The sequence below is a fragment of the Paenibacillus rhizophilus genome (assembly GCF_003854965.1).
In the GTDB taxonomy this organism is placed as follows: domain Bacteria; phylum Bacillota; class Bacilli; order Paenibacillales; family Paenibacillaceae; genus Paenibacillus_AQ; species Paenibacillus_AQ rhizophilus.
Map to the genome: position 1 here is coordinate 184,275 of NZ_RQPI01000008.1, position 13,562 is coordinate 197,836.

13 protein-coding genes are annotated in these 13,562 nt (G+C 50.8%); 10 read left to right on the plus strand and 3 right to left on the minus strand.

Annotated elements, in window-relative coordinates:
- Positions 1-24: 24 nt before the first annotated feature.
- From EH198_RS15370 to galE, 9 genes are read left to right on the plus strand one after another with little or no spacing between them, the layout of a single operon-like run.
- Positions 25-1,056 (plus strand): glycosyltransferase family 2 protein, encoded by a 1,032-nt coding sequence (locus EH198_RS15370; protein ID WP_124696388.1) that lies wholly within the window; start codon positions 25-27, stop codon positions 1,054-1,056.
- A 15-nt stretch (positions 1,057-1,071) separates the two neighbouring features.
- Positions 1,072-2,229: a polysaccharide pyruvyl transferase family protein gene (locus EH198_RS15375; protein ID WP_124696389.1), complete on the plus strand. Its 1,158-nt coding sequence runs from the start codon at positions 1,072-1,074 to the stop codon at positions 2,227-2,229.
- Positions 2,230-2,237: 8 nt separating this feature from the next.
- A complete protein-coding gene (locus tag EH198_RS15380) occupies positions 2,238-3,440 on the plus strand; it encodes a glycosyltransferase (RefSeq protein ID WP_124696390.1) in 1,203 nt (400 codons plus the stop codon).
- Positions 3,437-4,642 (plus strand): glycosyltransferase, encoded by a 1,206-nt coding sequence (locus EH198_RS15385; protein WP_124696391.1) that lies wholly within the window; start codon positions 3,437-3,439, stop codon positions 4,640-4,642. Before EH198_RS15380 ends, EH198_RS15385 begins: the two co-directional genes overlap by 4 nt.
- A gap of 12 nt (positions 4,643-4,654) precedes the next feature.
- Positions 4,655-5,218, plus strand: coding sequence for an acyltransferase (locus tag EH198_RS15390; RefSeq protein WP_124696392.1), 564 nt, complete (start codon positions 4,655-4,657; stop codon positions 5,216-5,218).
- A 40-nt stretch (positions 5,219-5,258) separates the two neighbouring features.
- Positions 5,259-6,461 (plus strand): glycoside hydrolase family 88 protein, encoded by a 1,203-nt coding sequence (locus tag EH198_RS15395; protein WP_124696393.1) that lies wholly within the window; start codon positions 5,259-5,261, stop codon positions 6,459-6,461.
- A complete protein-coding gene (locus EH198_RS15400) occupies positions 6,458-7,339 on the plus strand; it encodes a glycosyltransferase family 2 protein (protein WP_124696394.1) in 882 nt (293 codons plus the stop codon). The genes EH198_RS15395 and EH198_RS15400 overlap by 4 nt, the downstream gene beginning before the upstream one ends.
- A 38-nt stretch (positions 7,340-7,377) precedes the next feature.
- Positions 7,378-8,925, plus strand: coding sequence for a lipopolysaccharide biosynthesis protein (locus EH198_RS15405; protein WP_124696395.1), 1,548 nt, complete (start codon positions 7,378-7,380; stop codon positions 8,923-8,925).
- Between the two features lie 4 nt (positions 8,926-8,929).
- Entirely contained in the window at positions 8,930-9,964 is a 1,035-nt protein-coding gene (gene galE / locus EH198_RS15410) for a UDP-glucose 4-epimerase GalE (protein WP_124696396.1), read from the plus strand.
- A 179-nt stretch (positions 9,965-10,143) separates the two neighbouring features.
- Here the strand turns inward: galE and EH198_RS15415 are convergent, their stop codons facing one another.
- From EH198_RS15415 to EH198_RS15425, 3 genes are read right to left on the minus strand one after another with little or no spacing between them, the layout of a single operon-like run.
- Entirely contained in the window at positions 10,144-10,473 is a 330-nt protein-coding gene (locus EH198_RS15415; RefSeq protein ID WP_124696397.1) for a helix-turn-helix domain-containing protein, read from the minus strand.
- 16 nt (positions 10,474-10,489) lie between these two features.
- Positions 10,490-10,948, minus strand: coding sequence for a lasso peptide biosynthesis B2 protein (locus EH198_RS15420; protein ID WP_124696398.1), 459 nt, complete (start codon positions 10,946-10,948; stop codon positions 10,490-10,492).
- Entirely contained in the window at positions 10,945-11,247 is a 303-nt protein-coding gene (locus EH198_RS15425; protein WP_232101715.1) for a lasso peptide biosynthesis PqqD family chaperone, read from the minus strand. Before EH198_RS15425 ends, EH198_RS15420 begins: the two co-directional genes overlap by 4 nt.
- Positions 11,248-11,515: 268 nt before the next feature.
- Between EH198_RS15425 and htpG the strand changes: the two genes are divergently transcribed.
- The gene (htpG, locus tag EH198_RS15430) at positions 11,516-13,396 is read left to right on the plus strand and encodes a molecular chaperone HtpG (RefSeq protein WP_124696399.1); all 1,881 of its coding nucleotides are present in this window, start codon (positions 11,516-11,518) and stop codon (positions 13,394-13,396) included.
- Positions 13,397-13,562: the final 166 nt, after the last annotated feature.

Below are 13,562 nucleotides of genomic sequence, written 5' to 3' on the forward strand. Positions count from 1 at the left end.
AACACGAAGGAGCCGCCTAAACCTATGAGTGTTAAAGTGAGCGTTATTATTCCGGTGTATAATGCGGGCTCCCATCTTAGAGAATGCATAGAATCTCTGATGAAGCAGACGCTCGGAGAGTGCGAGTTTATTTTTGTGAATGACGGGTCTACGGATGACAGCAGAGCGATTATAGAAGAACATCTTCCGCTTGACCCGAGAATTCGATTCATCAATCAGGAAAATGAGGGAGTCAGCATCGCGCGCAATGCGGGCCTTAAGGCAGCCGGCGGACAATATATCGGGTTCGTGGATGCCGACGACACCGTGGAACCCGATATGTTCGAGGTGTTATATAACGGAGCCATTCAATGGGGCTGCGATGCCGTCATTTCCGATTTTGCAAGCAGCGCAGGTTCTCATCGTATCGTTACGAGTTTTCCGCTGCCCCGAAACGTAAAGCTTGACCGGGAATATATCCGGGGGCAGCTGCTGCCCGAATTTATCAAATCGGATGTACTCAATTCCGTTTGGAACAAGCTGTACAAGGCGGAGGTTGTCAAAGGCAACCGGGTCGCTTTTCCCGCAAAAGTTTCGCTGGGGGAGGACGGAACCTTTAATGTCCTTTTTTTCAGCGGGGCGGACAGTGCGGTATACATCGATTATTGCGGGTATCACTACAAAGAAACGGCAGGCAGCGCTACCCGGAATATAGCGGAGAAGGATTATTTCGCCAGGGCGGTTCAGGTTTATGAAGCCCGGCTGCCGCAGATCTATACGGGCCTGCTTGACGGGAAGAAAATTGCCGAACTGAAATCGGAGAAGCTGATCAATACGGTGATGTCCATCATTCACCTATATTTCGAGCCTTCCCGGGAGATGGGGCTGCGCCAAAGATACAAGTATATCAGGGACATGATCGGCAGCCGAACCGTGAGGGAAGCACTGCCCATCTATTTGGAGAATCATTTCAGCAACTCGGACCGGTACCGGAGAATGCTGCTTGGAATGATCCGAAGAAAAGTCGTGCCAGGCTTATATTTAGCAACTGCATACAGCAGAATGCGAAACAGATAACGAGGAGGCGGAGCCATGAAGATCATGATGTTTTTACATGGTGGGAGTTTAAACAGGGGATGCGAGGCGATTGTACGCTCCTCCACCACCATCATCAAGGAGAAAATCAATGATTCCCAAGTCTATCTGGCCTCGAACCGGCCGGAAAGCGACCGGGTGATCACGGCTCTGGACGGGATTTACGACGGGTCTGACAAGACGATCAGGAAGTACTCGTATGACTGGCTCCTGTCCTCGTTTAAAGTGAAATTTTTTAAAGATGAATCCTTTATTTTCGGCAAAATCCATCACAACATTATTAAGCATATCCACGATATGGATGTCTATCTCTCGATTGGCGGGGACAACTACTGCTATGGCGAGCAGCCGGGGTGGTATGAAATTGACCGGAGAGTCAAGGAGGAGGGCAAGAAGCTTGTCCTGTGGGGCTGCTCCATCGGAGAGGAGGATATGACCGCTCTGAAATTGGAGGATCTGAAAAGATTTGATCTGATCCTGGCCCGCGAATCGCTGACCTATGACATGCTGAGGGGCAAGGGACTGCACAATGTCCGTTTATGCGCCGATCCGGCTTTTACGATGGAAAAAGAAGAGCTGCCCTTGCCCGAAGGCTGGCAGACCGGAAATACGGTCGGCTTCAACTTCAGCCCGCTGGTGATGAACCGCAACAAGCAATCCGGTACAGCCGCCCGGGAGCTGCTCAACCACATTTTGGACACTACAGATATGACGATCGCCCTCACTCCCCATGTTATCGAGAACGGGAATAATGATTATGAGGTATTGAAGCAATACTTCGAGGAATTTAAGCATACTGGCCGGGTGATCCTGCTGCCTGATCATCTAACAGCCATCCAGTATAAAGGTTATATCGCGAGAATGAGATTTTTCATCGGAGCCCGGACCCATGCCACGATAGCCGCTTATTCCAATTTGGTGCCGACCATGGTACTGGGCTACAGCGTGAAGTCGAAGGGCATCTCCAAAGATATTTTCGGCGAGGAGAAGCTGGTGCTCGGGATCGAGGAAATATCCAGCGGAGCCAAGCTGATTCATAAATTTGACGAAATGCTGAGAGAAGAGGACCGGATCAGGCACGCCTTGCAGAAGTCCATTCCCCAAATCAAAGCCATGTCATACAAAGCCGTCGATTATTTAAAAGAACTGGCGTGAGGCCCGTTATGAAAAAGAACATACTGTTCGTCATGCCCAGTCTGTCCGCCGGTGGAGGAGAAAAAAGCTTGGTTAATTTGCTCTCCCAGATTGATTTCGAGAAATATGCCGTCGACCTGTTCCTCTTCAACCACGAAGGGATTTTTATGGAGTTCCTGCCCAAAGAGGTAAATGTGCTGCCGCTTCCGGAGAGCTTCAGGCTGTTCAATTTGCCGCTTGCCCGTTCCGTCAAGGAGCTGGTGCTCCGGCAAAAGCTCCCTCTAGCATACAGCCGGGCGATGTTTGCTTTCAAGAATGCCACCTCGCAGAGCCGCGCGGTTACCGAGCAATACAGCTGGAAGTATATTTCAAGGTCGGTGGAGCCCTTGGAGAAACGATACGATGTTGCTATCGGCTTCCTTGAAAAGACTTCTACTTATTTCTGCGTCGATAAAGTGAGCGCTGTCAAAAAGATCGGCTGGGTTCACATCGATTATGACAAACTGGGCATGGACCCGGAGTTTGACAAAGGGTATTTTCAGCGGCTGGATCACATTGTCACGGTATCGGAGGAATGCGCCGACATTCTCGGCAGACGGTTTCCGGAGCAGCGGCACAAAATTGAATTGATCTACAATATCATCTCCCCGAGAATCATCCGGCAAATGGCCGATCAGGCCAAAGGAGACGTGTACGGACGGTCCGGGAATGAAATCGTGATTCTTTCCATTGGCCGCCTGCATCCCCAGAAGGGTTACGAATTGGCGATTGCGGCTTGCAAGCTCTTGGTAACCCAAGGATACAATATCCGCTGGAATATTATTGGAAGCGGAGAGGAGAAGGCCAAGCTGACAAGGCTCATCCGGGAGAACGGTCTGGAGAAGAATTTCAAGCTGCTGGGGCTGATGACCAATCCGTACTCCTATATCAAACATGCCGACTTCTATGTGCAGACCTCCCGGTTCGAGGGCAAATCCATTGCCATTGATGAGGCGAAAATCCTGAATAAACCGATTCTTGTCACCAATTTCAGCACCGCCAAGGATCAGATTAGGCATGAGCATAACGGCTTGATTGCCTCAATGAATCCGGAGGATATCGCCCGCGGAATCATGCGGCTGATTGAGGACCCGGAGCTGAGAACCCGGCTGTCCCGCAATCTTTCCCGGGAGAAGCTGGGCACGGAGGAAGAGATCGATAAACTTTATAAGCTTGTAGGTGAGGCGCAATGAAGAAGAAGCTGCTGTTCATTATGAATAATCTTCACTGCGGCGGCGCGGAGAAGTCCCTGATTTCTCTGCTGCAGACATTGGATTATTCCCGCTACGAGGTCGACCTGTTTCTGTTCAGGCATGAGGGCTTGTTCATGTCCCAGATTCCGGGGTCCGTGAATTTGATGAAACCGCCTCCGGATAATCTTTACTTTAATATGTCGATCAAAACGGCGTTCGCCGACTGCTTCCGTAAAGGCAAGATCAAGGTGGCCCTTGCCCGGCTGTTCGCGCAGTACATCTTTGTAACCGAGAAGAATGAGGCCCGCTCCGAGCAGCGGGCGTGGAAATATGTTTCCGCTTCGATCCCCCGGATTGGCGGCAAGTATGATGCGGCCATCGGTTTTCTTGAGAAGAATCCGATCTATTGCGTCATCGACAAGGTGGATGCGAAGGTTAAGATCGGCTGGATTCATACCAATTACGCCAGCCTGCGGATGGATGCGGCGATCGACAGGCCTTTTTTTGACAGGCTCGATTATATCGTTACCGTCTCCGACGAATGCGCAAGCGCGCTGCACAAGGCGTTTAAGAATCATACCGGCAAGATCAAGGTGATCCATAATATCGTTTCACCATCCATTATCCGGCGGATGTCCGATCTGGCAATGCCGAAGCCGCCGGCTTCCGATTCCGGCAAGGATTGTACGAATATTACAACCGTGGCGCGGCTCAGTCCAGTGAAGGGGATCGACATTGCGATAGAAGCCTGCCGGATTCTGGTGGAGCAAGGATACCGAATCCGCTGGAATGTTCTCGGTTACGGGACCGATCAGGAATTGCGGGAATGCACCCGGCTGATCCGGCAATACGGTCTGGAAGAATGCTTCAGGCTGCTGGGAACGGTCGATAATCCCTATCCTTATTTGAAGTCGGCAGACATTTACGTCCAGCCCTCGCGGTTCGAGGGGAAATCCATTGCCGTCGATGAAGCCAAAATTATGGCGAAACCGATCGTCGTCACCAATTTCAGCACCGCCAAGGAACAGATTGAACATCGGCTAAACGGCTGGATCGCCGGGATGAATCCGGAAGAGCTTGCCGAGGGAATACGGAAAGTCATCGAGGACGTACCTCTTAGGACCCGTTGGGCGGAACGTCTGTCCCGGGAGAAGCTGGGGACGGAAGCGGAAGTGAATAAGCTTTATGAATTGATCTCGTGAAGGGGTGAGCCCATGTTCGAGAGAGTTAAGAAAGCCATCGCGTTCCGGCTGGGGAGAATCAGCGCGGAGGAATTGAACATCAATGCATGTATCAACCAGGGAATGACGGTCGGACGGGGCTGCCACGGGTTAGGCGCCGCGACAATCGACTACGCGCATTGTTGGCTGATCGAAATCGGCGATAATGTCACTTTCGCTCCGCAGGTGTATTTACTGGCTCACGACGCAAGCACCAAGCGGCATCTGGATTATACGAAGATTGCGAAGATCGTCATTGAAGACGGGGCCTTTATCGGAGCAAGAGCTTTGATAATGCCGGGCGTAACCGTAGGAAAGAACTCAATCGTAGCCGCAGGCAGCGTCGTGACCAAATCCGTGCCGGAGGGCATGGTCGTTGCAGGCAATCCTGCAAGAGTTCTGTCCACAACCGAGGCTTATATTCAAAAGCATAAGGAGAAGATGGAACAGTCGGACCTGTACGACGAGACATGGACCATCGGCCGCCGGATTTCGCCGGATATGTGCAGACAAATGTCGGATCAATTGATGAATGGCTCCGTCGGCTATGTGAAGTGAGCCTTGAGCCTAAATACGATCCCGAAAGGATTTGCCCGAGATGGTTATACAGCTTCTGCTTTATCTCATTCTTGCTATTGTTGTCATCGCCATCGCCATTGATCTTATCCCTGTCTGGAAAAGCTGGTTTGGGCGGATACATATCGGCCGCTATAGCGACAAGCGGGTCTGGAGCCGCGCGCTGACCGTGAGGGGCTTATCCTGGCTTAGCAGGATGCCCGCGATTAAAGTCACCGATAATACCCGCCTCATCGTGCTGGATATGCTCAGGGGGAATTATACGAAAAGCGCGATCCAGCATTGGCAGGAGGCCGCCCTGCTGCTCGGCCTCAACGAATATTTGCGGCATAACGACGATCCTGCCGCCAGACAGAGCATCATGAAATTCCTGGATTCGAAATTGGACGGCGGCGGCCGATGGAAAGAACAGCCGAAGCATGTGGACACCGCTATTCTTGCCTACGCGATCCTGAGCCTTGATTTTATCGATTCTGACCGGTATGAGCCGGCGATACACGCCATATGGGAACTGATCCGGGAACATCTGGGCGGCGACGGGACCGTAAACTACCGTCAATCGATGAAAGGGTACCGCTATGTGGACACGGTCGGCTTCATCTGCCCTTTCCTTGTGGCCTACGGCTTAAAGTACGATCAGCCGGAGTGCATCGATCTGGCGGTTAAGCAGATAGTCGAATACGAGCAATACGGCATGCTTGAGTCCCATCATATCCCGGTGCATGCCTACAAAGTGGAGAACCGTGTCCCGCTTGGGCTGTACGGATGGGGCCGCGGGCTCGGCTGGTTCGCCGTCGGACTCATCGACGCCTGGAGCCAGCTGCCCCCGGGTCACCGGCACAAGCCCGTTCTTGAACGCAGCGTAGAGACGTATGCCCGGGCGGTCATGCGCTTCCAGCATCCGGACGGAAGCTGGAAATGGACGGTTACCCGCGGCGAATGCCGGCCGGACTCTTCAGCGGCGGCCACCCTGTCGTGGTTTCTGCTGGGCGCTTCGGCCATCGACCGGATTTCAGCGGAATGCCGTTTATCGGCAGAAACCGCCATGCAGTACCTTATGGGGGTGACGAGACGCAGCGGAGCCGTTGATTTCTCACAAGGAGACACGAAAGATATCGGTGTCTACTCGATGCTGTTCGATGTTCTGCCCTTTACCCAAGGCTATGCCATCCGCACGATCAACCGGTATCTGAACACTTTCCATAAGAAGGGGGAGCCGAGATGAAAATAACCGTCTTTACCCCGACCTATAACCGGGGGTACATCCTCCCAGAGCTGTATCAATCGCTGAAGGCTCAAACCTTCGCCGATTTTGAATGGCTGGTGATCGACGACGGCTCGAACGACCGAACGCATGAGCTGTTTGACGCCTGGCTGCGAGAGCAGAACCGGTTCTCTGTCCGCTATTACAGGGTGGAGAACGGGGGGAAGCACCGGGCGATCAACAAGGGGGTGGATCTGGCGGAAGGCGAGCTGTTCTTTATCGTCGATTCGGACGACCGCCTGACACCGGATGCGCTGGAGAGCATCGTGAAATGGGAAGAGGGGCTTACGGACAAGAGCCGTTTTTGCGGCGTCGCCGGAAACCGGGGAGCGAATGAACAGCATATTTTGGGGACCACTTTCGAGGGCGAATATGTGGACGCCACGTCGCTTGAAAGAACCCGGCTCGGCATTACCGGCGATAAGGCCGAGATTTTTTATACAGAAATTTTAAGAAATTACAAGTTCGACGAAATCGAGGGCGAGACATTCATTACGGAATCAACGGTGTGGGACCGCATGGCCTACGACGGATTAAAGATCAGATGGTTTAATCAAACCATTTATATTTGCGACTATCTTGAAGATGGATTGACCCACAATATGAAACGGATTTTTTCGGAAAATCCGCAAGGGACGGCTCTTTATATCAAACAGCAGATTAAGCACTATGAATATGATTTGCGGGGAAGGCTTTCCAACTACAACTTGTACTACGATTTTGTGGGAGGCAGAACCGGTCTGAGACAGGCGGCCCGCTATTTGGAAATACATCCTTTGACTTTATTCACCGCCACATGTCTGGTGCGGCTGAGGAAGCTTATGCTGCAGCGGCCCTAGTTCGTTCAAGCACACTGAAAAGGATATAGGGGATGGCCATGAGAGTAAAAAACTCCATCATCAACATAACGGCAGGCATCGGCAATCAACTGGTAATAACCCTGCTGAGCTTTGTATCCAGAACCGTCTTCATTAACAGCCTCGGCATCGAGTATCTGGGCGTGAATGGACTGTTCACGAATATTCTCGCGATGCTGACGCTGGCGGAGGCGGGAATCGGAACAAGCATTATGTACAGTCTGTATAAGCCGATTGCGGAGAACGACTACGAGAAGATCAACAAGCTGATGCGGCTGTACCGCAGCGCCTATCTGGTCATCGCACTGGTCGTCACGGCGCTGGGCCTGTCCCTTCTCCCTTTTCTTGATGAAATCGTCAAAAACACAAGCATACATCATCTCTATTTGATCTATCTGATCTTCCTTCTCAATACGGTGACGCCATATCTCTTCTCCTATAAGAATTCATTCCTGAATGTGAACCAGAAGAGCTATATCGTGACTGTGGCGTATTCCGCATCCTCCATTCTTTCAACCAGTCTCAAAATCGGCATCCTGTATTTTACTGCGAATTATATCCTGTTCCTGATCATCGACAGCATCCTGACTATCGTTACCTCGGTATTTCTGACCATGACCGCCAACCGGAAATATCCCTATCTGAGGCAAAAGGCGATTGGCAAGCTCGACGCGGAAACCAAAGGCGGAATCATCAAAAATGTCAAAGCGATCGTCATCCAGAACATCGGCAGCTATCTGGTGCTCGGGACGGAGAATATTCTGATCTCCACATTTATTAGCGTCGCGGCCGTGGGCCTGTATTCCAACTATAAAATGTTAATCGATATTGCCAGAACTTTTATCAATCAGGTGTTCAGCAATTTGTACCACAGTGTCGGGAATCTCGTATCCAGCGAGAGCGAGGAGAAGATATACAGTGTCTATAAAGTAATGCTGCTGCTCAGCTTCTGGCTGTATTCCTTGCTTACGATCCTCCTGTATCTCCTGATCGAACCGTTTATCGCGCTCTGGATCGGCGGAAAGTTCCTAATGACCGGCGGGGTTCTGCTCGTCCTGCTGCTGTTGTTCTATGAACGGGGAATGCGCAATCCAATCAGCACGGTGAAGACGACGGCCGGTATTTTTCATGAAGACCGCTTCGTTCCGCTGGCCCAGGCCGTCCTCGGACTTGGAGTTTCCATTATCCTTGTGCGGCAGATCGGCATTGCCGGCGTCTTTATCGGCTCCCTGTTCGGCACCCTGGCCATGCCCTTCTGGACGACGCCCTATCTGGTCTATAAAAAGGTGTTCCATCTGCCCGTCGCCGACTATTACCTGAAATATGGCTATTATTCATTGATTGGGATAAGCGCTTTTTTTGCAGCGTACTATACAAGCGGTTTTATCCATGCGGGAAATTTTTCACAGCTGATAGTAAAAGGAATTGTCGCGTTTGCAACCGTCAACCTGATCTACTTCGCGGTATTTCATCGGAAGGAAGAATTTAAATACCTTCAGGGCATTACCAAGATTATGTTTGGCAAAGTCACCTTAAAGTTCAAGCCCCATTTGAAGAACGGAGGATGATGGCATGGCTATTCTAATTACCGGAGGCGCCGGCTATATCGGCAGCCATACCGCGGTGGAACTGCTGGAAGCGGGATACGAAATTGTGATTGTCGATAATTACGCCAACAGCCATCCAGAGGCAATCCGGCGGATCACGGAAATCACGGGCCGGACGTTTCCATTTTATGAGTTAGATTTATTGGATAGTGAAGGGCTGGACGACGTATTCGCCCGGCACTCTATCGAGGCTGTGATTCATTTTGCGGGGCTTAAAGCGGTGGGGGAGTCGGTGGAGAACCCGCTCAAGTACTATCATACGAATCTGCTAAGCACCCTGACGCTGTGCAAGGTTATGCAGAAATACGAGGTGTTCCGCATTGTCTTCAGCTCATCGGCGACCGTATACGGCGCTCCGGAGTCTGTGCCGATTACGGAGGATTCTCCTGTCGGCGCTACCAATCCTTATGGACGCACCAAAGAAATGATCGAACACATTCTGCGCGATGTTGCGGTGTCCGATTCCCGCTGGGCCATTTCGATCCTGCGCTATTTTAACCCGATAGGAGCCCACAAGAGCGGGCGGATCGGCGAGAATCCGAACGGCATTCCGAACAATTTGCTGCCCTATATCTCCCAGGTAGCCGTCGGCAAGCTGGCCACGCTCAGCGTATACGGGGATGACTATCCGACAGTTGACGGCACGGGCGTAAGAGATTATATTCATGTCGTGGATCTGGCGCAGGGCCATTTGAAGGCGCTGGAGCGGATTATGGAACGTGCCTCTGTGGATGTGTACAATCTGGGAACGGGCCGGGGCTTAAGCGTGCTGGAGATGGTGAGGGCCTTCGAGAAGGTGTCGGGCCAGGTCATACCTTACCGAGTTGCAGAACGAAGAGCGGGCGATATCGCCGTCTGCTACGCAGATACGTCCAGGGCGAATGAAGAATTGCAATGGCAGGCTAACCGCGGAATTGAAGAGATGTGCGAAGATACGTGGCGGTGGCAATCGGTGAATCCCGGAGGCTATGCGGAGAGTGAACTGGAAAAAGCGAAGTAAAACAGAGCCGTCTCGAAGGCGTAATTGCTGGAGAGAAGGCTTTTTTTGAAATATCAGAAAGTATAAGCTTAGCGCTTATCCTTAGCCTGATATTTTTACGAGAAACAGATGCCTTCCTCTTCCAGAGGACGGCGAAGCCGTTTCTTCTTAAAATAAAAAAATGTATAAGTTCACGCTGGCTACCGTCGTTCCATCCTCCATTTGTTGTACTCCAGGAAGTCGCGAAACTCTCTTTTGCTGATGCCGGAGTGCATTGCTTCCTTAATTAAGTCGTTCCATTCCATATCCGTCTGCTCGGCGTCTTCCTTCCGCTGATCCGAATGCAGGAATTCTTCTACGGTTATGCCCAGAACGGAGCCGACCTTTTCCAGAAACTGAATGGAGGGATTCTTCTGGATTCCGCGTTCGATCGAGCTTAAATAAGATTTGGCAACTCCGGCTCTTTCGGACAATTCCGTAAGGGAATAGTTCTTCTTTTTACGAAGCTGTTGTATCCGTTTACCGATCATAGCTGACCTCCGTTACTTAGCTGGTACCCGCAGATTTGGCGAATTTGTCGACGATAACAAACTGATCCATGACTTCCGCTCCGGAAATATAATAAGGACCGCTGCGAAGCCAAGCATGGGCTATCAGATTTCCGTCCTTGTCCTTGGCCGTTCCTAAATAAAGGGTGCAGCCGATGCCCCTTCTCTCCAGCATTTTCATACCCGCTATAGCCCTTACCAGGCATTTGCTGTCCCATGGTGTATATTTGCTGATCGTATTAATGGAATTGGCAATATGCCTCATCGAGGGAGTATGTTCTGAATCGCTGTCCCGATCCGTCTCCTGTCCTCTTTCACCGAGCGAAGGAGCCACTTTGGAGAACTTGTAGAAGAGGAGGGTGCGCGCCCATCCCAATAGCACAAAGGCTTCCAAATAAAACAAAAGGGTAGTCTTGTCCAATGTGAACAACAACCGGAGTTTGCTTACGAGCTTCATTCGGCATCAGCCACACGGATCAGATCTTCTTTCAGCAGATGCTGTAAAAAAGGAATGACGTCCTGCTCGCAAATGTCAGCGTCAATTTCATAGATTTGTTGAAGAGATTCTATAATTTCCTTTACAGACCGGGGAGTGCTGATTGCGCTCCAAATATCTCCTCCAACCTGTCCCAGGTTAAAATACTTTCCTTTTTGTACGCTGAGCATCACCTTTTCGCCATCCATATCGCTGACAATGTTGCCTTCGCATTGAACAAGAACGGTATCTATCGATAAAATCTTTGGCTGTTTCATCATTGATAATCCACTCCTTAATAGGAAATTTGGGAGGATAAATCAAAGGAATTCAATACGATTTCATGTTCTTTATAGAGAACGTTATTATAATAATAAGTTAACATTCAGCTATACCAAAGTCAACTGTCCACAGGGGTAATTTTAGATTCGACTTTAGGATATTGACCTCATTATATGAATGTGGTATATAAAAATAGGGATTAGCACTCAAAGAGTTAGAGTGCTAAATATGCATTCATTTGTATTTTATCTTGGAAGGAGACTAGGCATGGTCAAAAAGCAGTTTCAAGCGGAATCCAAACGATTGCTGGAGATGATGATCAACTCGATTTACACACAGCGTGAGATTTTTCTCCGCGAGCTCATTTCCAATTCCAGCGACGCGATCGACAAGATTTATTACAAAGCGCTGACCGACGATACGCTCACGTTCAACAAAGAGGATTATTTCATTAAAATCACTGTCGACAAAGAGAACCGCACCCTGAGCGTCTCCGATACGGGAATCGGCATGACGCAGGAAGAGCTGGAGAGCAATCTCGGCGTTATCGCGAAGAGCGGCTCGCTCGCCTTCAAGAAGGAGAACGAAGCGAAGGACGGCCATAATATTATCGGCCAGTTCGGGGTAGGCTTCTATTCCGCTTTCATGGTAGCCGACAATATTACGGTGATCAGCCGGCCGCTCGGCAGCGATACGGCTCTCAAATGGGAGTCCGAAGGCGCGGATGGCTATACGATTGAGCCTTGCGAGAAGGCTTCGGTCGGCACCGATATTATTTTGAAGATCAAGGAGAACACCGAGGAAGACAACTACGACGAATATCTGGAAGAGTACCGGCTGAGATCGATCATCAAGAAATACTCCGATTTTATCCGCTATCCGATCAAGATGGACGTTACCCGCAGTGTGCCGAAGGAAGGCGCGGAGAACGAGTACGAGGAAATCACGGAAGAGCAGACCGTCAACAGCATGGTCCCGATTTGGCGCAAGAACAAGAGCGAGCTGAAAGAAGAGGACTACGAGAACTTCTATCAGGAGAAGCGCTACGGCTTCGATAAGCCGTTGAAGCATATCCATATCAGCGCCGACGGCGCGGTGGTGTACAACGCGATCCTGTTCATTCCGGAGAATACGCCTTTCGATTATTACACCAAGGAGTATGAAAAAGGCCTGGAGCTGTACTCGAATGGCGTCCTCATCATGAACAAATGCGGCGATCTGCTTCCCGACTATTTCAGCTTCGTCAAAGGCATGGTCGATTCCGAGGATCTGTCGCTGAATATCTCCCGCGAGCTGCTTCAGCATGACCGCCAGCTCAGCCTGATCGCGAAGAACATCAAGAACAAGATCAAGAGCGCTCTGCTAAGTCTGCTCAAGGACGAGAGAGAGAAGTACGAGAAGTTCTATGGCGCGTTCGGCAGAGGCCTAAAATTCGGCATCTATAACGATTACGGCGTCAACAAGGATACGCTTCAAGATCTTCTGCTGTTCCACTCCTCCAAGGAGAAGAAGCTGGTCAGCCTGGACGAATACGTGTCGAGAATGCCCGAGGATCAGAAATACATCTACTACGCTTCAGGTGAGTCCATCGAACGGATCGAGAAGCTGCCGCAGACGGAGCTGGTGGCCGATAAAGGCTACGAAATCTTGTATTTTACCGACGATATCGACGAATTCGCTATCAAAATCCTGATGAGTTACAAGGACAAAGAGTTCAAATCCGTCTCCAGCGGCGACCTTGGCATCGATACGGAAGAACAGGAGAAAGCGGCGGAAAGCGCCGATACCGAGAACAAGGATCTGTTCGAAGCGATGAAGGACGTGCTCGGCGGCAAGGTCAAGAGCGTCAAGGCGTCCAAACGGCTGAAATCCCATCCGGTCTGCCTGTCCTCTGAAGGCGATCTGACCATCGAGATGGAAAAAACGCTCCGGGCGATGCCGAACGCCGGCGATGTCCAGGCCGACAAGGTGCTGGAAATCAACGTTAACCATGACGTCTTCAAGTCCCTGAAGGATGCCCAGAACAAGGACAAGGAGAAGCTGGCGCTCTACACGAATCTGCTGTACAACCAGGCGCTGCTTATCGAAGGGCTGCCGGTCGGCGATCCGGTGGAGTTCACGAACGATATTTGCAAGATAATGGTGTAAAACAGGGAAGTATATTATGCAGGAGTAAACAGCCCGCTGTAGGCGCTTAAGCCGACAGCGGGTTGTTTGGCTTTTACATAGCCCCCCCCCCCTCAAAGCAAGTGGTCTCAGCGGCGGAAGGTTTCGAAGAATAACTGCAGGTGTACATCTTTTTTCCCCATAAGCT